Source organism: Parapedobacter luteus, from assembly GCF_900168055.1.
Taxonomy (GTDB): domain Bacteria; phylum Bacteroidota; class Bacteroidia; order Sphingobacteriales; family Sphingobacteriaceae; genus Parapedobacter; species Parapedobacter luteus.
Map to the genome: position 1 here is coordinate 1 of NZ_FUYS01000001.1, position 21,137 is coordinate 21,137.

16 protein-coding genes are annotated in these 21,137 nt (G+C 48.9%); 7 read left to right on the forward strand and 9 right to left on the reverse strand.

Going from position 1 to position 21,137, the window contains the following annotated elements; all coding sequences use genetic code 11:
- From B5X72_RS00005 to B5X72_RS00015, 3 genes are all read left to right on the forward strand, one after another.
- Positions 1 to 328: IS66 family transposase (locus B5X72_RS00005; protein WP_139378464.1), on the forward strand; the 328-nt coding region annotated here is incomplete at its 5' end.
- A gap of 617 nt (positions 329 to 945) precedes the next feature.
- Positions 946 to 1,299, forward strand: coding sequence for a helix-turn-helix domain-containing protein (locus tag B5X72_RS00010; protein WP_079714759.1), 354 nt, complete (start codon positions 946 to 948; stop codon positions 1,297 to 1,299).
- 54 nt (positions 1,300 to 1,353) lie between these two features.
- Complete coding sequence (locus B5X72_RS00015) at positions 1,354 to 2,508, forward strand: methionine aminotransferase (protein WP_079714760.1); 1,155 nt, start codon at positions 1,354 to 1,356, stop codon at positions 2,506 to 2,508.
- Between the two features lie 40 nt (positions 2,509 to 2,548).
- On the opposite strand, the gene B5X72_RS00020 is transcribed toward B5X72_RS00015, so the two are convergent.
- Entirely contained in the window at positions 2,549 to 3,967 is a 1,419-nt protein-coding gene (locus B5X72_RS00020) for a Gfo/Idh/MocA family protein (RefSeq protein WP_079714761.1), read from the reverse strand.
- Between the two features lie 721 nt (positions 3,968 to 4,688).
- On the opposite strand from B5X72_RS00020, the gene nagB reads away from it, so the two are divergent.
- Positions 4,689 to 6,617, forward strand: coding sequence for a glucosamine-6-phosphate deaminase (nagB, locus tag B5X72_RS00025; protein WP_079714762.1), 1,929 nt, complete (start codon positions 4,689 to 4,691; stop codon positions 6,615 to 6,617).
- 81 nt (positions 6,618 to 6,698) lie between these two features.
- Here nagB and B5X72_RS00030 read toward each other — a convergent pair whose 3' ends face one another.
- The 8 genes from B5X72_RS00030 to B5X72_RS00065 form a co-directional block, all read right to left on the reverse strand.
- Positions 6,699 to 8,015, reverse strand: a complete 1,317-nt coding sequence (locus tag B5X72_RS00030) for a TldD/PmbA family protein (protein ID WP_079714763.1) — start codon at positions 8,013 to 8,015, stop codon at positions 6,699 to 6,701.
- 4 nt (positions 8,016 to 8,019) lie between these two features.
- Positions 8,020 to 9,657 carry a TldD/PmbA family protein gene (locus B5X72_RS00035; RefSeq protein WP_079714764.1) on the reverse strand — a complete coding sequence of 546 codons (1,638 nt, stop codon included), beginning with the start codon at positions 9,655 to 9,657 and terminating at the stop codon, positions 8,020 to 8,022.
- A 69-nt stretch (positions 9,658 to 9,726) separates the two neighbouring features.
- Positions 9,727 to 11,367 carry a TldD/PmbA family protein gene (locus tag B5X72_RS00040; RefSeq protein ID WP_079714765.1) on the reverse strand — a complete coding sequence of 547 codons (1,641 nt, stop codon included), beginning with the start codon at positions 11,365 to 11,367 and terminating at the stop codon, positions 9,727 to 9,729.
- Positions 11,368 to 11,471: 104 nt separating this feature from the next.
- Positions 11,472 to 13,265, reverse strand: coding sequence for a hypothetical protein (locus B5X72_RS00045; RefSeq protein WP_079714766.1), 1,794 nt, complete (start codon positions 13,263 to 13,265; stop codon positions 11,472 to 11,474).
- Positions 13,266 to 13,268: 3 nt separating this feature from the next.
- Positions 13,269 to 15,536, reverse strand: coding sequence for a DUF4175 domain-containing protein (locus B5X72_RS00050; RefSeq protein ID WP_139378465.1), 2,268 nt, complete (start codon positions 15,534 to 15,536; stop codon positions 13,269 to 13,271).
- Positions 15,526 to 17,010: a BatA domain-containing protein gene (locus tag B5X72_RS00055; protein WP_217698067.1), complete on the reverse strand. Its 1,485-nt coding sequence runs from the start codon at positions 17,008 to 17,010 to the stop codon at positions 15,526 to 15,528. The genes B5X72_RS00050 and B5X72_RS00055 overlap by 11 nt, the downstream gene beginning before the upstream one ends.
- A 1-nt stretch (position 17,011) precedes the next feature.
- On the reverse strand, positions 17,012 to 17,893 hold the full coding sequence (locus tag B5X72_RS00060; RefSeq protein WP_079714769.1) for a DUF58 domain-containing protein: 882 nt from the start codon (positions 17,891 to 17,893) through the stop codon (positions 17,012 to 17,014).
- Between the two features lie 14 nt (positions 17,894 to 17,907).
- On the reverse strand, positions 17,908 to 18,894 hold the full coding sequence (locus B5X72_RS00065; RefSeq protein WP_317043096.1) for an AAA family ATPase: 987 nt from the start codon (positions 18,892 to 18,894) through the stop codon (positions 17,908 to 17,910).
- A 168-nt stretch (positions 18,895 to 19,062) separates the two neighbouring features.
- Between B5X72_RS00065 and B5X72_RS00070 the strand changes: the two genes are divergently transcribed.
- From B5X72_RS00070 to B5X72_RS00080, 3 genes are all read left to right on the forward strand, one after another.
- A complete protein-coding gene (locus tag B5X72_RS00070; RefSeq protein WP_079715366.1) occupies positions 19,063 to 19,686 on the forward strand; it encodes a DUF4159 domain-containing protein in 624 nt (207 codons plus the stop codon).
- 89 nt (positions 19,687 to 19,775) lie between these two features.
- The gene (locus tag B5X72_RS00075) at positions 19,776 to 20,180 is read left to right on the forward strand and encodes a DUF983 domain-containing protein (RefSeq protein WP_079714771.1); all 405 of its coding nucleotides are present in this window, start codon (positions 19,776 to 19,778) and stop codon (positions 20,178 to 20,180) included.
- A gap of 21 nt (positions 20,181 to 20,201) precedes the next feature.
- Positions 20,202 to 21,098: a helix-turn-helix domain-containing protein gene (locus tag B5X72_RS00080; protein WP_245826766.1), complete on the forward strand. Its 897-nt coding sequence runs from the start codon at positions 20,202 to 20,204 to the stop codon at positions 21,096 to 21,098.
- Positions 21,099 to 21,137 lie beyond the last annotated feature (39 nt).

Consider the following 21,137-nt stretch of genomic DNA (forward strand, 5'->3'; position numbering starts at 1 on the left):
CAAAGCCATGGCTTACGCCTATGCCAGATGGGACGGGCTGTCGGCTTACCTGTATGACGGGAACCTGCAGATAGATAATAACCTATGCGAAAATGCGCTTCGTGGGGTTGCCCTTGGCCGGAAAAATTACCTGTTCGCCGGAAGCCACGAAGCGGCGCAGCGGGCAGCCATGATCTATTCCTTCTTCGCCATCTGCAGGAAACATGAGGTCAACCCCTTCCAATGGCTCAAATACACGCTGGAAAACATCATGTCCATCAACCACAAAAACCTCAAAGACTTATACCCGCAGAACTATAAAAAGATAGTTCAAAAATCAAACATGTAGTTCATAGGGCGGATACTAAATAACAGCTTACAATTCGAATAAAGTTATTAAGCCCTTATATGAGTTGAAACGTTCGGTTTGCTTCGAAAAACATGCTGCTGTTCGTTGCGGTGTTTTGATTTAGATGCAAAATGACTTTACCGAAAGTTTGTCGGGTTGTTTTTTGTTCGATATGGCATGTGTGTTTGTATAAAATGTAGCGATAATGTGTGATTTACGTTATAAAATGTGTTTGTATGTGCAATTTTATAATAAAAAAATGATTTTTAAGTAAAAAAAAAATTACATTTTTATTTTATTATTATTGTATTATGCTTTTTTTACTGATTAACTGCTGTTTTTATTGGGTCATATCTTGTGTAAATAGTAGTCGTTTCGATTTATAAGGCATTTTTTTAAGAACGGCGGATGTTTCCATCCACCGCCTTCAACTAAACAACAAACAAACCTCTTTATTTTCCCGTTGCCGTCCGGCAAAAAATATCTACTTATTTGGTAGTCTTTTTTAATAAAAAAATATACTTTTGCATTGCAACAAAGATAACAGGTTCATGTAAGGGAAAAAACGCATAAATCCTGCGGCAAATGCGCAGATTCTATGCCCAAAAAAAGCAGTTATGGTACAAACGGGTATTTTAGCTAATATTAGAAGACTCCGGAAGGCACGCGGGTTCTCACAAACGGATATGGCGGAAGCATTGCATATCGCATTGAAGACTTATCAGAATATAGAAGGTGGCGTTACCCGTATAGATATTGATCGGCTTGGCCAGATAGCCCAGGTGCTGGATGTTGGCCTGCCTAAACTGTTAACCGATGAAGAAACGGCCGATATGGACGTCGCCAAATTTATCAGTGAGGAAAAAGCATTATACCACAAAATTATCCATGATAAAGAGGCGTACATCGCGCAATTGGAAGATAGCATTCGCTTTTATCAGGAAATGCTACGAGAACATCGGGTCATATGACGGAAGGTTCAGTGAAAATGTTTAACCTTGCACCATGTTGTTTACCATTGATTAATGAACTTCCTTCGATCTAAATTGCCCGATACCAGTACTTCGATTTTTACCCGAATGTCGCAACTGGCCGCAGAGCATAAGGCGATCAATCTTTCACAGGGCTTTCCGGATTTCGACTGCTCGCCAAAGCTCATTTCATTGGTGGAACGGGCGATGCGGAGCGGGCAAAATCAATATGCTCCCATGGCAGGGGTAATGGCGCTCCGCGAGCAAATAAGTGCCAAGGTGGAAGCGACAATCGGCGTGGCTTACCATCCTGAGACCGAAATTACTATCACGGCTGGAGCAACCCAGGCGCTTTTTACCGCAATGGCGGCCGTAATACATCCCGGTGATGAAGTGATTCTGTTCGAGCCGGCCTACGATGCTTACGCACCCAGTGTCAGGGTGTTTGGCGGCATACCCAGGCCTGTTGCCTTACTTGCCCCTGATTTTGCGATCGACTGGAAAGCAGTCGGGGAACTAATGACGCCCAGGACGCGACTGATTATTATCAATTCTCCCAATAATCCTACCGCGCGTGTGTTGACAGGCGCTGATTTCGAGCAGCTTTCCCGTATCGTCCAAAATCGGCATTGTTTTGTGCTGAGTGATGAAGTGTATGAGCATATCGTGTATGATGGGATTACGCATCGCAGTGTTATGCATGATGCTGAACTTCGTAAGCGGGCTTTCATCGTAGCCTCTTTCGGTAAACTATACCATTCCACAGGCTGGAAAGTTGGGTACTGCATTGCGCCAGAAACTCTTACCAGGGAATTCCGTAAGGTGCACCAGTTCAATGTGTTCAGCGTAAATACACCTGTCCAGCATGCACTGGCGGGCTTTTTGCATCTCAAGGATGAGTACCTTGGTCTTGGCGCGTTCTTTCAGCAGAAGCGCGACCTTATGCTTGACGCGCTTCAGGCAACTCGCTTTGGGGTGCTGCCTTGCCAAGGCACCTATTTCCTCCTGGCTGATTATTCGTCCATCAGTGATTTGCCTGAGCATGTCTTCTGTCAGGAGCTGACCAAGCAGTATCAGGTAGCCACGATCCCGGTTTCGTCGTTTTACAGCCAGGAGACCAATCAACGACTTGTCCGGATTTGTTTTGCTAAACAATCCGAGACAATGGCGCAAGCTGCCGACCGCCTTGCCCGTGTCTCACAGTTGTAAAGCTATGGTGGGCATTTTTCACCGTCCGATTGTACCGCCGTTAGTTGATTTGCCGTACACCCGTAGTGGCACCGCCATCTAACGTGAGGTTCACCGGTTGGTTGGTCTCCCACGCCCCACGTGTGAAATCCGGTATATCGAGTGAGCCTGATCGGTTGGTTACGGACTGTTCGCTCAACGGAAAGATACTGCTCCATAGCGCGCCGTCGTAAACGTCTTGGTCCAGCGGCAGGCCGTTTCGCAGGCAATCGATCAACCGCCAGTCCATAACGAAATCCATTCCCCCGTGTCCGCCTATTTGCTTGGCTACCTCGCCAACATGTTTGATGAGGGGCGGTGTGTACCGATTATACAAGTCCTGCAATTCGTGTTCTTTAAGCCAATCATGGCCAAAAGCAATGCGCTCAGGTGACGGCCATTTGGACGCTACGCCCTTGGTCCCGCTGATGAGGTGAATACGCGAGTAGGGACGCGGTGAGCTGACGTCATGTTGTACCATAATGGACTTTCCCTTAGCGGTCTTGATTAAGGTCGTGTTCATGTTTCCACGGTAGTTCGCGCCTACAAAAGGTTGGAAAAATCTGTCTTCTTTGGCTTTTTCCTCAGCGGTTTGCGCCATTATGAAGTCATTGGTCGAAAGCGAGACCAAATAGTCCATCTTGTCGCCTCTATTGATATCGAGGCATTGGGCAATAGGGCCAAGGCCGTGGGTGGGATATAGGTTTCCGTTGTGCGTGGCATTCATCCGTAGCCGCCACATATCGGCATAGCCGTTTTTGTCAAAGTTCAGTTCCAGTAAATCATGGATGTATGCACCTTCAGCATGAATAATTTCGCCGAATAAGCCGTTTCGAGCCATATTGAGGGTGAGCATTTCAAAGAAATCATAGCAGCAGTTTTCCAGCATCATGCAATGCCGCCTTGTTTTTTCGGAGGTTTCCACGAGCTCCCAGCACTCGTCAAGGGTGACCGCTATGGGTACTTCGCACGCCACGTGTTTACCGTGTTGCATGGCGTAGACCGCCATCGGGGTATGCAGGTGCCAGGGGGTACAGATATACACGAGATCGAGTTCCTCGTTGGCCACCATGTCTTTCCAGCCCTCTTCCCCACTGTAGGCCTTGCCTTTCGGGAGCCCCGCTTTTTCCAGTATAGCCTGTGTTTTTTCAACCCGATTGGGATCCTTGTCACAGAGCGCTTTGATTTCCACGCCGTCGATGTGCGATATGCGTTGCACAGCACCGGGGCCACGCATTCCTAAACCGATAAAGCCGATGCGTACCTCGTCGATCTTGGGTGCGGCGTATCCGCTCATGTTAAAGCGCTGGGGTCGCATCTGTTGATAAGATGATGGCTGTAAGTTCTTTGCATTTGCTTCGCCCGTCACGGCCGGTAGCGTTGCTACGGCTCCAGAAAGCAAGGTAGCGTTTTTAAGGAAGCTTCTACGGTTGTATTTCATAACAGCAATTGGGTAGTAACAATTTTTATAAGCAAGTATAGGACGGTTAGTCGAGTAATCAAAGCGTTAAGTCAACGCAACCGTTTGTTTAAAATGCGTTATCCGTCAATAGTTCTTTTTTTAGCAATCCCCTCCGCTTCCGAAGGCTATTGTGGTTTACCGATCGGCTACCGTTTGCTTACCTTTCGTCTATCCCTCGCTTACTCCTGGTTTACACTTGCTATACCCTTTCTTTACCGATTCCATACCGTTTCTTTACCCCTTCTATACTCTTTCTTTACCCTTTCTTTACCGTTTCTTTACCCTTTCCATACCGATTCTATACCGTTTCTTTACCCCTTCTATACCCCTTCTATACCCTTTCTTTACCGTTTCTTTACCCTTTCCATACCGATTCCATACCGATTCTTTACCCTTTTCTTACCCGTATAGTAACCGATGGGTACGGTAAAGGTAGCGGATCTGTAACGGAATACCGTTCAATTCCTATCTTCAGCGGCTACCGGTGGTCAATCCGGTGGATGTTCTGGTAAGATTCGAAATTTTATAAGCATTACCTGGCGCGGCATTGATGACAATGTGCGTTCCGGGGGCAGATCAACCGACGCACACGATTGCATAACGTTGTCCATCTAAAAAAAGCAATTATTTGCAAAAAATCTACGCGACGTATAGTCATTTATCATTAGTTTTGCGTCTCACCTTATACGTAATTCCTAAAATGGCGAGATTAAATTTACTGGAAGAAACACGCTTCGAGAAAGTACCCGTAAGTGTTTACTCCAATCCGACCACGGCTTCGTTGGCCGTGGCCAAGCGTATTGCCGACCTTATCCGCGGCAAACAAGAAAAAGGTGAGCAGGCCATCCTTGGCCTTGCTACAGGTGCAACCCCTGTAAAAGTATATGCAGAGTTGGTACGCCTGCATCGGGAAGAAGGGCTCAGTTTCAAAAACGTCATTACCTTCAACCTTGACGAGTACTACCCCATGTTGCCCGATTCGGAACAGAGCTATGTGACGTTCATGAACAGGCACCTCTTTGATCATGTTGATATTGACCGGGCCAATGTACACATTCCCGATGGCACATTGCCTATGGAGGCTATCCATGATTATTGCTTGGCTTACGAGCAGAAGATTACGGAATTGGGTGGCCTCGATCTGCAGATACTTGGTATCGGCCGTACAGGTCATATCGGATTCAACGAACCGGGTTCTGCTCCCAATTCCGGCACGCGATTGGTTACGCTCGATGATTTAACACGTCGTGATGCCTCCCGCGATTTCGGCGGTAAGGAAAATGTACCCACCAAAGCCATCACCATGGGTATCGGCACTATTTTCAAGGCCCGGGAAATTATCCTGATGGCATGGAATGAGAAAAAGGCCGAAATCGTAAAGAAAGCTGTCGAAGGCGAAATTTCGTCCGATGTCCCTGCTACCTATCTGCAATTGTCCGATAGCGTTGAGTTTGTACTCGACAAGGATGCGGCCTCCCAACTGACTCGCTTCGATACTCCTTGGCTGGTTAAGGACTGTGAATGGGACCGGAAGACCATTAAAAAAGCAGTTGTTTGGCTTTCGCAGACACTTAAAAAACCCGTGCTGAAGCTTACCGAAGACGACTACAATAACAACGGTATGGCTCAATTGGCAACAGAAAAGGGCCCTGTTTACAACATTAACATCGATATTTTCAACCAATTGCAGCATACCATTACGGGATGGCCCGGAGGAAAACCGAACGCTGACGACAGCCAACGGCCCGAACGGCGTGATCCGGCGAAGAAGCGTTCCATTATCTTTTCGCCACATCCGGATGATGACGTAATCTCCATGGGGGGTACGTTCATCCGCCTGGCAGACCAAGGACATGAGGTGCATGTGGCTTACCAGACGTCCGGAAACACGGCGGTTTGGGATGATGACGCCTTGCGGTTTATCGAATTTGCAACGGATTTTGCCAAATCGCAGGGTATCGACACGCAAAAATTGGAGAGCCTGTATAAGGATGCACGGCAATTCATCCAAGGCAAAAAACCCAACCAAATCGATACGCCGGAATTGCTTACTGTCAAAGGGCTTATTCGCAAGGGAGAGGCTATTGCCGGTGCCCGGTTTGCAGGCCTCCCCGATGAAAACATCCATTTTCTGAATTTACCATTCTACGATCGCGGAAAATACAGTAAAAACTTGGTTTATGAAGACGATATTCAACAGACAATGGAACTGTTGCAACGTGTAAAACCTCATCAGATTTTTGCCGCTGGTGATTTCGCAGATCCGCATGGTACCCATAAAGTGTGCTTTGATATCATCCATGAGGCAATGAAACGGCTGCGTAAAACAGAGGCGTGGACAAGAGACTGCTGGGTATGGCTGTACCGCGGAGCTTGGCACGAATTTGAGATCCACGAGATTGAAATGGCTGTGCCGCTTTCGCCACAAGAAGTGTTGCGCAAACGGTATGCGATTTTCAAGCACCAGTCGCAAAAAGATGTACCCGTGTTTCCCGGCGACGACGCGCGTGAATTTTGGGTGCGTGCTGAGGAACGTACACGGGAAACCGCCAAATTATACGACGGCCTGGGAATGGCTGAATATGAAGCGATAGAAGCGTTTGTACGGTGGAAATTTGAAGATGACTAACAGAGAAGCCACAGGCAAAGGCTTTTAACTGAAAATGGCCGTCTGGAAATTGCTCCAGACGGCCTCTTTTTTTAACGCTTTTTAGATCGCGTCAGACAACGAAGTAAACGTGAAGTCTCTGATTTTCATGGGGGGTACCATGATATTGCCTGAGCGCTCGGTCTTGCCTAAGTCCTCGACGTTGTTAAGCATAATGATTGGGCTCTCATTGAATCGGAAGTTTTTTATCGGAAATTGAATGGCTCCATTTTCAATATAGAACGTACCGTCGCGGGTGAGTCCGGTAAGTAACAGGCTCTGTGGATCTACCGATCGGATGTACCAGAATCTGGTGACCAGGATGCCACGCTCCGTGCTTTTGATCATTTCTTCCAGCGAAGAGTTGCCTCCCGGGATGATCATCCCCCAACTCGATGGAAGTGGGTCTACCCCTTTTTGGGCAGCCCAATATCGCGAGTACGACAGATTTTTTACAATACCGTTTTCCACCCAGGTTGTCTTTTTCAGGGGAAGCCCATCGCTGTCCCATGTTGGCAAAGGTAGTTCGGGATTTAACGGATCGGAGTAAATGCTGATGCGTTCGTCGAAAAGCTGTTCGCCGAGCCGTGTCCCGCCCCCTTTCTTGCTCATGAAGCTCCTTCCTTCGTCGGCACTTCGGGCATCGAATCCGCGTAATATCCAGCTTACCAGATCACTCGCCGCCAAAGGCTCGAGTATGACGGTATACTTACCGGGTTCGATGGCCTTTGCGCCGGCGGATGTCTTGGCTTTTTGGGCAGCCACCTTGCTCATTTTTAGGGTGTCCAGCTTGTCTACGTCGTTGAAACTATTGCTGGTATAGCCCGATCCGGTGCCTTCCTGGTTGCGTATGGTAACGGAAAAAGACACGTTGGTACTCCGGTTGTAGGCATAAAGTCCCTTTGAATTCATCATTGCCCGAAAGCCGGTGTTGTTGTTTAGAAACCCGGCGGCTTCTAACTGTTCATCCTTGGAGACTTGGATGCTTTGACCGACCATGTCTGCCCGACGGGCCGGGTCAATGGCTGCAGTATTCGCTACGTAGGTCAATGATTCATCATAGGTCTGGGGACCCAACATCGGCATATATTCTGGATTCTCAGGGGATAGCCGGGCCAATTCTTCCGAACGTTCGACGGCCTTCTTCAGCGAGGCGTCATCAAATTCATTGATACTTGCCGAACCTACTTTTTTACCATATACCGAACTTACCGAGAGGCTCATGGTGCTCGCCGCGCCAGCGGTTGAAACTGCGTTGTTGGCATAGCGGATATTCCCTTCGTCGTTACCGCTCAGTGAGGCTACGCATTCGTCGGCCGTGGAAAAACTCAGTACCTTGGTTAATATAGCCTGTGCTTCTTCTTTGCTTAAAATTGCCATTGTATTAAATATTTCTTGCTGTATTGATTACATTAACTCCATTGAACCGTGTGGTCGCACTGCCGTGGGATACGGCATTGCTCTGCGAAGGCTGGCCTTTGCCGTCATTAAATGCACCACCGAGTCGGTAATCCGATTCGTCGCAGATGCCTGCACACGAATTCCAAAATTCCTGTGTATTGGATTGGTAAGCCACATCATTGAGCATGCCCACGATTTTACCATTGCTGATTTCATAAAATAGCTGTCCGCCGAACTGGAAGTTATATCGCTGTTGGTCTATAGAAAAACTACCATCGCCAATAATGTAAATCCCTTTTTCCACATCTTTGATCAGATCGTCAACAGATAACTTCGTTTTGCCGGGCTGCAATGATACATTGGGCATGCGCTGAAACTGCACATCCTCCCAGCCCTGGCTATAGCTGCAGCCGTGTGATTCGTTTTCACCGAGAATATGCACTTGATCGCGGGTGGCCTGGAAGTTGACCAGAACGCCATCCTTAATCAGATCCCATTTTTTGCATTTCACGCCTTCGTCATCGTAACCCACCGCACCAAGGGAACCAACTTCGGTTTTGTCGGCTATAACATTGACCAATTCGTTGCCAAAGTTGAAATTTTTGGAATTCAGCTTATCCATCGTCAAGAAACTCGTGCCTGCATAGTTGGCCTCATAGCCCAATACGCGGTCAAGTTCGGTGGAGTGCCCCACCGACTCATGAATAGTAAGCCATAGATGCGAGGGGTCAAGCACAACGTCGTATTTGCCGGGTTCAACGGATTTGGCTTTGATTTTCTCTGTCGCGTTCTGGGCGGCAGCCTTTACGTCTTCCAGAATGTCGTACCGCTTCTTATAACGTGTGACCACGCCTGCTACTTTGTCTTCCGGGCGGGCGTTTAGGTATTCATAGCCCATCCCCATTGGCGAGCTTAGCGCATTTCGCGTTTGAAACTTGCCTGAGGCACGGTCAATGACGGTCACGTTGAAACTTGGATAGATGCGGTGGATGTCTTGGTCGATATACGATCCGTCCGTGGAAGCAAAATATTTCTGCTCATTGATGGCCGCTATGCGGGAGCTGACAAAATTAGCGCCATTTTCCATGGCTACGCTATTGACCTGTAGCAGCAAATCTACCTTCTCTTTGATAGGCACTTCAAAGGCATTGGTTTCAATAGGGGTCTGCCAACTGACTTCGCCATAACCTTGTTGTGGAGCTAAGACAACCGGGCTGCCCTGTATCTTTGCGTTTGCTTTTGCGATAGCAACGGCTTGGCCGGCGGTTTTTGCGATGTCTTCCTTCGTCATATTGTTGGTGGCGGCAAAACCCCAGCAGCCATTTACGATGACGCGGATTCCTACGCCATACGACTCCGTATTGGCAACGCCCTGTACCTGTTTTTCGCGGGTAAAGACAAATTGGTTGAGGTAACGGCCGATGCGTACATCAGCGTAGGTAGCGCCTTGTGCGGTGGCCTCATTCAATGCGGCATCTGCCAGTGCCTTCTTGGTCTGGGCATCTGCTCGCTCCATCAGGGCTTCCAAGGGGTCGATGGGGCGGGCAAATAAGCCCATTTTGGGCATAAACAATGCCCCCATGCCCATTGAGGTGTAATAGAGGAAATCTTTTCTTTTCATCCGTTAATAGTTTGATATGACAATTTGTTTTTACGGCATTTTGGATACTTCGCACTTCTTTGGGGTGACTTATCCAATGGCTCGGCCGGTATTAATGACATTGATACCCTTAAAATGGGCGGTTGACGACCCATGCGACACCGCGCTGACCTGAGAGGGCTGCCCCTTGCCGTCGAAAAACGTCCCAAACAGGCGATAGTCTTCTTCATCGGCAATGTCGGCCATGGCATTCCAGAACTCCTGCGTATTGGCTTGATAGGCGACGTCTTTCAGCATGCCCACGATTCTTCCGTTGCTGATTTCATAGAACAGCTGTCCGCCAAATTGGAAGTTGTACCGTTGCTGGTCGATGGAATAGGAGCCGCGTCCTACAATATAAATGCCTTTTTCTACATTTTTAATGATGTCTGCCACTTTGCGGCTTTTTTTGTTGGGTAGTAATGAAATGTTCGGCATGCGCTGGAATTGGATGCTGTTCCAGCTATCGGCGTAGCAGCAGCCTTGCGAAGCATCAAGGCCTAAGATGTGGGCCTGATCGCGGATGGTTTGGTAGTTGACCAATATGCCGTCTTTGATAACGTCCCATTTTCCGGCGGGGACTCCCTCGTCATCATATCCTACGGCACCCAGGGAGCCGAGCTGTGTACGGTCGGCCACCACATTTACGAGTTCATTGCCGAAGTTAAAATTTTTAGCTTCCCATTTGTCAAGTGTCAGGAAGCTTGTGCCGGCATAGTTAGCCTCGTATCCCAATACGCGGTCAAGTTCGGTAGAGTGGCCTACCGACTCATGAATAGTAAGCCCGAGATGCAATGGATCTAATACCAGGTCATACTTGCCGGGGGCTACGGACTTCGCCCCGATTTTTTCCTTGGCATGCTGGGCGGCCGTGGCGGCGTCGGCGAGGATATCGTACCGATCTTTGTAAAGTGTTACGGGTACGCCATCGATCTTGTAGGGTGTACCAGGCGTAAGGTACTCATAGCCCATCCCCATGGGGGCACTTAAACTATCGCGGGTTTCAAACTTGCCGGACGAGCGGTCAATGGCCGTGACGGTAAACGTTGGCCATATTCGGTGGATGTCTTGGTCAATATACGAGCCATCCGTACTGGCGAAATATTTCTGCTCATTGATCATGAACAGGTTGGATGTGACAAAATTGGCTCCACCGTCCAATGCGGATTGATTGGCAGCGAGCAGGAGTTCGACTTTTTCGCCCACGGGTACCTCAAAAGGATTTTTTTCGATCGGTGTCGCCCATGTCTGCTCCCCTAATCCCTTTTGGGGAGCCAACTGGACAGGTTCAGCCATGAAGCGTGCATTGCCTTTGGCGATGGCAATTGCCAGGGCCGTCGCTTGTGCGATGTTGTCTTTATCCACTTTGTCTGTCGCTGCAAACCCCCAGCAGCCGTCCGCGATGACTCGAATGCCTACACCATAGGACTCCGTACTTTGCAGTCCGCGTACCCGCTTTTCCTGCGTCGCAATCGTCTGGTTGAGGTAACGCCCAATGCGTACATCTGCATAAGTGGCGCCCTTGCTTTTGGCTACGTTGAGTGCCACATCGGCCAACTCCTTTTTGAGCGACGTATCGATGCGATCCAAGGCTGCTTGCGGATCGATGACCTTTGCAAAAGCAGGTAAATCCGCTAAAAGGTAAGCTCCAAAGCTCAGACCCGATAATTTCAGGAAATCTTTTCTTTTCAATTTAGTACTGTTTATTAGGGTGTTGACAGAAAAAAGCGTGTGTAGTCCGCACCTGTTAAATTATGAAACCAAAATAAGGTTTGTAAATGCAAAATCTGCAAGATTTACATAACATTTTGGTTATATTGTCTTGAAGCGTACCACAATATGCTTGCTGCTATTAGAAATAAGAGAAAAAATAGCCATTTCGGTACCTCGTTTTTTAATCTGGATTTGTTTCTGGCTTCTTCAGGGCGTTTTTTGCTGTTTTCTGTCACGAAAGATTCCATGGCTTGCATTGCGGCAAAGTCTTTTGCCGCTTGCCAATCGGAATTATCATATACATAAAACCATGTACTATCGCCTTGTGGGACCTCCATGGAATGCCATCCGGTGCGCCGAGGCCAAAATGATAGCTGGAAGAAGTCGGGTAAAGACTCATGCTGCAGTAGCGGGTATGCCGTTCCGTCTATACTAATTGGGGTGTCTGGATGTTGTAGCGACAGGTCCGTCCGTTTATGGGCTGTTGGAAAACGCGGCGTTTGCACATAATGCGGGTTTTGCCGGCGGCCAGCAGCGGTGTTGTCGAGGAGAAATGACCAAAATTGGGCATAGCTTGCCTGTTGATTCCTTAGCCACCAAATGTAACTGTTGCTGATAGTCATCGCCGTGACGAATCCTTTGCCATAAAGCTGTGAGGCCGCAACGACTTGCTCGTTATGGTATAGTAGGGGGCGTTGGGATGGATTGATTTGAATCGTGCTGAGGGCGCTAACCGGTAACCGGGGGTAATCCTTTTTGGCTGCAGATCGCATGGTGACACCTTGCTCATGTTTCGTTGAAATGGCGGAAGCTCGGAATTGTTTGCCCAGCAGTGAGCTGGTTTTTCCGTCATGGATAAACAGGAGGAGGCCCATCCCCGAGCGGACGGCTTCGGCTATCACTTGTTGTTCATGCCGGGAACATGCAGCCAATTCGGCTTCATCGGCTATCAATAGGTCCGTGTGCTTGAATGTAGACTCACCAAGTGGGTATGCCAGCGATGTCGAGGATGCTTCGCTGTAGCTGAACGAAAATTTGCCAGTAGAAATGCGGGCCCTGAAGGCCGTACCATAATGCAGTTGCTGAAACCAATTGGTCAGGAATTTATACTCAAAAGAAGGCGAGGCGGCCAGCATCACCACATGCAGTGGTTGCGAGGGCCTAATGGTCACCGGTAGTTTCTCGTGTTGCAGGGTATCTTGTCCAGCTATCGCCAGCACGCTGAAAAGGTTGTTCCCCAGTTGTTTGGGGTGGCAAGTGAGCGTAAATGGGTGAGTGCTTTGCGGTGGTATAATCGCGGAATCGACAGGTTGGGCGGCACTTAATAGGATGACTTTGGCTTCTTGTTCCGAGGGGTTGTTGTATTGTCCGTGCATGACAAGCGGCGTAGAAGCCGGTAGTTGCAGTGGCCACTCACCGAAAATGAATCCGTGGGGCCGCTCGGGCGCATGGTAACGTATCGGATGGCCGTCAAGTGCCTTTAATTGATACGGAGTAAGGCCAAACCCATGGACGGCAAATGGCGTGTGGGGATATTGCTGAAGAAAAGCCTCCCAATCTTCAATAAGCGGAATCTGGAATTTGCGAGCGATTATGCTGTCTGTGGTGACGGCATCGCTGTTTCTCACTGAAATATCGATAGCAGTTTCCGGGGTTCCCCGAGTAAAGATTGCCAGTTCATCGGAGTTAGGGGAGAAGGACCAGCTTGATGGATAGCTCAGTGGAAATAGCAGTCCCGTGAGCGCCCCTATTGCCAATAGTCCGGCGGTGCACCTGACGAGGTACGGCACCCGGCTTTTTGACCGCCGTTCATTCACGACGATGTAGCAAAACAGGACAAGTGCAAAAACAATAAAAAGTGCGTGGAGCAACATCATAGTTTAATTCATGGTTAATTGCTCGAAATAAAGCTGATAAATAGCCCCTTCACTTGCAAAGCCCTTTTTTTGTGGCTGTTGCTGAAGCGTTGGCAGCAACTCGTGGATGGCTTTTTCAACCAACTGAATTTCGGCCAGGCTATTCTTTCCGTCATGTTCTTCCAGCAGCCGTATCGCCTTAAGTGCGGTAAGGTATCGGGTAGGCTCCAGGCTGGCTGCATCCATGATGCTACGTTCTGCTTCAACGAGGAGTTGACGGCCGGCTTCATCCAATTGTTGGGTAGCTTTGAGGTTGGAGAGATAGGCGAGCGCACGTTTCAGTTGCTGTTGCATCGTCAACCGGTCCGGTGTGGCCGGTGCTTTATAATGCTGTTTTCCGCCTGTGATTTCCAGCAGCTCTCCGGTAAGACGCTTTTCGGGATTCAACGGCGTTGTTTTAGTAGGCGCTTTACCCACGTAAACCCTCGACTTCTGTTGCAGTTCTTTTAACAAGCGAAGGGCCTTATAGGCATAGGGTAAGGCTTCTCGGGGCTTGTAGGTGCGCAGGCGTAATTCGGTGTTCCACATTTCCGTAAGCGTTGCTTTAAGGTGGGCCTTTTGTTCGGCATCAAAAAAGGTGGCATCCTCAGCGCGGTCGTGCTGATGGGACATTTCGGCGATCAGTGCTTCCACGCTGACGGGCACTTCCGAAGGCTGTTCCTCTTGAAACGCTGCTGCATGTTCTTCATGGCCTTCATGGTTCGGATCGTGGTTTTTCCAATCCCGGATTTTGGCGTGACTTACCACTTCTTCTTTTGGCAGGTGCCCATGGCTGTGGCTTTCGCCATCGCCATGATCATGGCCTATGTGGCCTCCGATGGCATCTTCGGCCTCTTCGCCCAGGAATTGCCCATACCGCAGGCGTAGGAGCTGTTGGTCAATGCCCAGGTTATTGCTTCGGTTGTGGGCTTCTGGCGTGGAGAGCGAGTCCATTTCGGCAATGAGCTTTTCCGTGTCGATAATGATTTGCCGCTGGCTTCTGAAGTATTCGGGTACGAGATCGACGCCGCTCACCATACCCGACATGCTGAAGAGTTCAGCCGTGTCTTGCAAGACGACTACAAATACATCGGATCGGCTCTCCTGCCCTGCGTTGTCGCTGGCTTTCATATAAAAATAAAGTTCATCGCCTGGTCCCATGCCTAACTTCTTCAGATCAATCGTCTGCGCGATTGTTGCGTCTTTTTTGCCTCTTACTGCGGCGTTGAGTGGTATTTCATGTGATTTGAAGCTCACGCCTTCCCCTTTGCCCGTGGATACCGTAGCCATGATATGTGCTCCGTGGATTGCGTAGTCGTCTTGCAGTGAAGCTTGTAGCTTGACGGCTTCCGGAAAACCGAAGTCGATTACGGTGTGTTGCTCGGGGCTACTTACCCGGATGGCAACCGGCAGGTCGGCAATTAGCTCCAGCGGATAAAGAGTGGACAGCTCGCCATCCAGCGACAGCTGGTAAAAGCCGCTTTTGCGCGGCTTGAAATCGACCTTCCATTGGAGGCTGTCTGTGCTAAGGGGGTGCATATTGAGTATGGTTTTCCCATCAAGCAACATGGCCATTTCGCGGACGCTGCTGGAGGTGGCGATGCGTAAGCCAATGGTAGAACCAACGGGAGCAGTAATGTCCAAATCATGTTGTTGGCTTTCCGGCAAACCGGTATAGGTTGGCGGTACAATGCTTATTTGCGCTGCGGTTATCGCTGGGGGCAAGTTGAGTGGATCCCTGGGGCTTGTGACGGTCTGTAGTGGACGGTCTGCCTGGCCACTGTTCAAATGAGGTGCCACGTATTGTGAGACGATGAAGTAGGTGATGGCCGCGGCCATTAGGGTTCCGGCGGGTTTACTCAGTATGCGGTAGCTGACAAACTCACGAATCGGCAAACTGGATACGGACTTATAGAGCCGGTGAAGCTGTAACCGTTGAAGCATGCCCAGGGACTCGGGCGACCGCAATAGCAGCGACGTACTGTGCTCCAACTGAGGGAAACGGATGTCAAGCATGTCGGCAATCTGGCTGTCGCGTATTTTGGCGATTCCAGCGAAATGTACCAGGCTTGAGAATAATATGCCGCATATCAGTGGATATACCCAAAGTGGCGGCTGCATAAAACACAGTACGACTGCACCGATCACCAATGTAGCCGCAATAGCATAACATAGCTTGGCCGCAAGTTGGTAGGCCAGCCAATGCTGCTTACGTTTTAGTACCCATTTTAAGCCTTCTGTATTATTCATCATTTGGTTTCGACTTATAGGTCATGATTCGCTCCGCAGCAAAGGCCAATAACGCTATCCAGATCAAATAAGGTACCGCGTTTGCCTGGCTTGCTACACGGCCCGCATCACGGACGGTCGTTGTGCGATAAGGTAACGAAACGCTGCCAGCCAGTAGCCGTTTGTCCTGAGGATACGTATGGAAACTATTGATAAGGAGCGGTTCATTTGCGTTGACCAAGATAGGAATCATGCCGTTTATAAAAGCTTCCGACCAGATTAGATCCGTCCATTGTGGATTAAACCGGGTGTAACAGCGGAAAAGTGTATATCCGTGTTGCCTACTTACGGTTAGCAAAGGTCTGCCATATGCATCCTGCCAGACCGGCGCCTGGTTATCCTCGGCAACAATCATCTTGTAGACTCTTGCTGTCGGACTGTTCAAGTGGCCATTTACCGGCACGATGTAATTGTTTTGCTGCTCCTCTGGCAATCCGGGCGCATAACGAAAAATGACTGAAACGGTCATAAGCGTATCTGAAAGGCCGGCCTCCGTAAAGTCAAACAGGATGTCACACGGCTCCCCCGGTTGGTATGCCGCCATTTCCATCGGCAAATCTGTCGTTTGTTGGTATGCGGCCAACAGTGCGCTGAGGTAGCGCTGATCAGGTATGGGGGTATCTACGGCAAACCGGATGCGCATTTTGCGATTGCTTACGGGTACCCATTCCAACTGGCCATCCGTTTTCACCAAAGTCTGCCCTTGCTCTGCCTTCACTCGAAGGCCTTGTTCGCTGCCATCAGCCTGAACAACGAGCCGTTCAAAGTTGGTGCCTTCGGTACTTGATGATGCGACGATTGCCGCGATGCTGTCAGATGCCGTGAACCACGCCCGTGCAGCCCAATGAACGGGGGTTTCATCCTGGTTTTCAAAAGCATGCCAGGTCAGATCAACCGCGGTCGAGGGCATATCACCCGTTAGTCGGCTGATTTGTAGGTCGCTGAAAATTGCCACGGGAAATCCAGTCGGCAAGATCGTATTCAACCGATTGACGAGCGCAAATGGATTTGCCGATTGGGCGATGGTGTCCGCTGCTTGTATGCTGATTTCGCGAAATCCGGATTCAAAGGCTCGTGCCCCATACCCCTTTTTGAGCAGACTATCGATCATGGCCCGTTGGCGTTCACCAAGCTTTTCAGGGTATGCCGCCCCCAGTAATATCCATCCTGTCTCCTTTGCTTTCGGCCTGCTCATGTCGATATGTGGAGCAGCCAATAAACAAGATAGGACGAGGATGATTAGGCAACGCAGCAACAATAGGGGCCAGTTCTTGATCCTCAGGCGGTTGATGCGGTTTTTTTTAATATCGCCAAAAATCTTGGTGCTGCCCACTTGCAGTATATTGCGCCGTTCTTTGCGCCATAAGTGTATGAGTACCGGAATGATAATGCCGGCAGCTGCTAAAAAGCCAAGGGGGTATAAAAAATCGACCAACACGTTATCGCGATTGTTTATTTCTGCGGACTAAAAAATCTCTTAATGCTTGTGCAGGCAGCTCGTTTGCATTGACCAGCGTATAATAAACCTGGTTGTTGAGTAGCTTCTTTTTGGTCGCCGCCAAGTAGTTGTTCAGTGGTTGCGGTGCTAATGCTGCGGACGGACCGAGCATAATTACTTCTCCGGTCTCCAGGTCTTCCAATGCATCATATCCCTTGAATCGTCCCTCCAGCTCATTTTCAGCCATTAAGTGAAGCAAGATTACCTCCTGTCGTTGCGCGTGAAGCAATGCCGTCAGTTTGGTTAATTCATCTTGGTGTTCGTAGAAGTCGGTGATGATCACGACCAGATCCCTTCCGGCAGCTTGGTACAATTGCTTATACCGATCGAGATTTTCAAATCGGCCTTGGGCCTCCATGCTACCCAGCACATGGTAGATGCGTTGTAGTTGTTGGCTATGCTGCTTTGAGGGAATGCGCTGAACACCTTCACCATTGAAAACGGTAAGGCCTACCTTGTCACCTTGGCGGTAAGCAAGTAGTGCAAGGGCCGAGGCAAGTTGCGCGGCGTACTGAATCTTGCGGTAGCCGCCACAGTCGTGATTCATGGAAGCGCTGGCATCTACTATCAAATGCACGGCAATGGTCTTTTCCGTTTCAGCCTGCCGGATGTAATACCGGCCTGTACGTCCGAATACTTTCCAATCCAGGTTTCGCAGATCATCTCCGGGGAAATAGCTGCGGTATTGACTAAAACTCACTCCTTCTCCCTTGAGCCTGCTGCTGTTTATGCCACTCATAAAACCGTCCACGATGGTTTTGGCCGCCAAGGATAAATCTTTGATGGCTATCATCGTTTTGGTATCAGGTAGCTGTTTCATCATAACGCTATATGCGGTTAGGCAAGCTTGCTGCCCAATATGTTAATCAGTTCTTTTGTTAAATCATCGCTGGTTATTTTTTCACTTTCCGCAGCGAAGTTCATCAGCACGCGATGCCTCAAGACGGGAAAAGCCATCTGGTTGATGTCATCAGGAATAGCCGCAAAACGTCCTTGCAGTAGTGCCCGGGCTTTCGCTGTCAGTATAAGTGCTTGCCCGGCCCTGGGGCCGGCACCCCATTGCACCCATTTGTTGACATACGGCGGTGCGCCATCGCCGGGGCGGGTCGCCCGGACGAATTCACTGACGTACTTGACGAGCTGATCACTGATTTCCACTTCGCGTACCAATTGTTGTATATGCTGTATCTCACTACCGCCGATGATGCTTTTCACGTGTTCTTTTTTCGTTCCGGTGGTATTGCGCAGTATTTGTATTTCTTCGTTTGCGGAAGGATAGCCGATTTTGATGTAAAGCAGGAATCGATCAAGCTGCGCTTCCGGAAGTGGGTAGGTGCCTGCCTGCTCAATCGGATTTTGCGTCGCAAGGATAAAAAAAGGCTTGTCGAGGGGATACGTTTTGCCGGCATAAGTTACTTCAAATTCCTGCATAGCCTCCAGCAATGCGGATTGCGTTTTCGGCGGGGTACGGTTGATCTCGTCCGCGAGAATGATGTTGGCAAATAAAGGGCCATTGATAAATTTAAAGTGACGTTTGCCGGTTTCTTTATCCTCTTCCAGTATTTCGGTGCCGATGATGTCTGCTGGCATCAAATCTGGTGTAAACTGGATGCGCCGGAAAGGCAGGTCAAGTGCTTGGGCCATCGTCCGCACCAGTAGCGTTTTGGCCAGGCCGGGTACGCCTTCCAACAGGCAATGCCCCCCTGCCATCAAGGCCACGAGAATTTCATCAATGACGTCATCTTGCCCTACGATGACCTTCTGGATTTCTTTTTTCAATAAGGAGAGTCTGGAGACCAACTCCGTTACCATGGTTTCTGACACGTTCAAAGCAACAGCATTAAAGTAAAAAATACCCGTTTTGGGAAAACATGCTCAATATAAAGCCAATTTTGGTCAAAATAAAACAGTATGCGCATGCTTATCAAGAAAATTACAATAAAAGGGCTGAAAACGGATTGTTTTTTGGATATAGCATGCTATTTTAGATGGATGTTACGATCAACGTTTACGTTTGTGCGGCTGAAGTACCAATCCGGCGATTGGGATACCGATCAGCGGATGCCATCCAATGTCCTGAACTCGCTGCTGGAATATACGACGATACCCCTATCTATGGAAGAGAAGGTAGTCGATCTGGCAAGTGACGAATTGTTTAATTATCCGTTCTGCTATTTAAGTGGTCATAAACTGGTGCAATTCAATCAACAGGAAGCCAATCATTTCAAGCAGTATGTTGAACTCGGCGGTTTTGTCTTTGCCGACGATTGTAATCATGATATAGACGGGTTATTCGCCCGATCATTTGAGGAGCAGATGCGTGTGCTCTTCGGTGCGGATGCGATGAAAAAAGTCCCCAATGATCACCCACTTTATTCATCATTCTTTACGTTTGAAAAAGGACCGCCTACGAGTTCTTTCGAACTCAATGGCTGGGGAGACGATTTGGTGCATGACTACTTGAAAGCCATCGAGGTCAATGGAAAAATCGGCGTATTGTACAGCAATAAGGATTATGGTTGTGAGTGGGACTATGACTTCCGAAATAAACGTTTTCTGGCCAAAGACAATACGCAGTTTGCCGTGAATATTGTTGTGTATGCCCTGGGCGCCTGATTATCGTGGTTGCGATTCCGTAAAAAGTACCATTATTCGGTGACATATTACCAAAGCGTATCGCTACACGAGAATACCTTTGTGTCATCATGAATACAACAAAACCAATGGACACGATGACATCGTTTAAGGCCGTGGCGCATGCCAAATGCCCTCGTTGCCGTCAAGGAAATATATTTACGGGCAAAGCTTATGGGTTGAAGGTGCAAAAGATGAACGAAACCTGCCCGCATTGCGGTTTGCGTTTTGAACGCGAACCAGGTTACTTTTATGTCGCCATGTTTGTGAGTTATGCCATGGCTGTAGCCGAGCTGGTGACAGCTTGTGTGGGTACTTATTTCCTTACCGGATATATGGACGGCCCCTGGCTTTACCTGATCGTGGCATTTGCCACAGCACTGGTGTTCGCACCTTTTAATTACCGGTATTCGCGGGTCATTTTGTTACATTGGCTCACACCGGGGCTCCAGTACCAGCCGGAAAACAAAAAATGAACGTCATAAACCCGCGGAAAAATGCTATACTTACAACCTATGGCACAACAGGGCTATCCGGTATACCACATTGCGGGTTTAGGGACTTTTCAACCCGATGTTTTGGTGCAGCCATTCGCTCCGTATATCGACATGCATCATAAGCTTCATGTACCCCATCGACATAGCTTTTACCATATGGTGTATTTCACAGCGGGAAGTGGCTGTCATACGATTGATTTTCATCGATTTGAAGTGCGTCCGTTTCAATTATATGCGATGATTCCGGGGCAAGTGCATCATTGGGATTTTCGGGGAAATGTAGATGGATATGTGCTCAATTTTACAGCCTCATTCTTTCAATCATTTTTATTGCGGCCTGATTATTTGGAGGAGTTTGCTTTTTTTCGCGGTCAGGCACAACAGGCTGTACTGGACATCCCTGTATCCATGCGCACGGGGGTGACCGCCTTGTTCGATGAGATGGTGTCGTTGGCCTCTTCCCTTGATACGTTGCGAATCGACCAATTGCGTGTTCGTGCCTTGACGTTATTCTTGGAGCTGGCCACGTTGCAGGAGCCCGCCAAGCCAGCGCCGCTTTCGTATAATGCAACCCTCCTCCGGAATTTCCAGAAGCTTGTGGATAAGCACTTTGCATCCTTGCGCTTGCCCAAGGACTACGCTGCATTACTGTATATCACGCCCAATCACCTCAACGCGATTTGTTCCGATCTATTAGGGCAGTCAGCTGGCGAAGTGATTCGTGAACGTATCATTTTGGAAGCTAAGCGATTACTGGTGAATCCCGAGCTTTCTGTTGCCGCGGTAGCTGACACGCTTAATTTTAAAGATAATTCCTATTTCACCAAGTTCTTTAAGAAATACACCCGCACTACACCAGAGGCTTTCCGCAAGGCATTGACTGCTGATTTTGGCTAACTCATTTTTGCGCCTGACCGTCGTCACTTTTCGCCAACC

What these genes read in the sequence shown, in the direction of transcription:
- B5X72_RS00015 (WP_079714760.1), top strand. Translation starts at nt 1,354, where the DNA reads ATGAACTTCCTTCGATCTAAATTGCCCGATACCAGTACTTCGATTTTT.
- B5X72_RS00075 (WP_079714771.1), top strand. Translation starts at nt 19,776, where the DNA reads ATGAATACAACAAAACCAATGGACACGATGACATCGTTTAAGGCCGTG.
- B5X72_RS00035 (WP_079714764.1), bottom strand. Translation starts at nt 9,657, where the DNA reads ATGAAAAGAAAAGATTTCCTCTATTACACCTCAATGGGCATGGGGGCA.
- B5X72_RS00010 (WP_079714759.1), top strand. Translation starts at nt 946, where the DNA reads ATGGTACAAACGGGTATTTTAGCTAATATTAGAAGACTCCGGAAGGCA.
- B5X72_RS00020 (WP_079714761.1), bottom strand. Translation starts at nt 3,967, where the DNA reads ATGAAATACAACCGTAGAAGCTTCCTTAAAAACGCTACCTTGCTTTCT.
- nagB (WP_079714762.1), top strand. Translation starts at nt 4,689, where the DNA reads ATGGCGAGATTAAATTTACTGGAAGAAACACGCTTCGAGAAAGTACCC.
- B5X72_RS00060 (WP_079714769.1), bottom strand. Translation starts at nt 17,893, where the DNA reads ATGATGAAACAGCTACCTGATACCAAAACGATGATAGCCATCAAAGAT.
- B5X72_RS00030 (WP_079714763.1), bottom strand. Translation starts at nt 8,015, where the DNA reads ATGGCAATTTTAAGCAAAGAAGAAGCACAGGCTATATTAACCAAGGTA.
- B5X72_RS00070 (WP_079715366.1), top strand. Translation starts at nt 19,063, where the DNA reads ATGTTACGATCAACGTTTACGTTTGTGCGGCTGAAGTACCAATCCGGC.
- B5X72_RS00045 (WP_079714766.1), bottom strand. Translation starts at nt 13,265, where the DNA reads ATGATGTTGCTCCACGCACTTTTTATTGTTTTTGCACTTGTCCTGTTT.
- B5X72_RS00050 (WP_139378465.1), bottom strand. Translation starts at nt 15,536, where the DNA reads ATGATGAATAATACAGAAGGCTTAAAATGGGTACTAAAACGTAAGCAG.
- B5X72_RS00080 (WP_245826766.1), top strand. Translation starts at nt 20,202, where the DNA reads ATGCTATACTTACAACCTATGGCACAACAGGGCTATCCGGTATACCAC.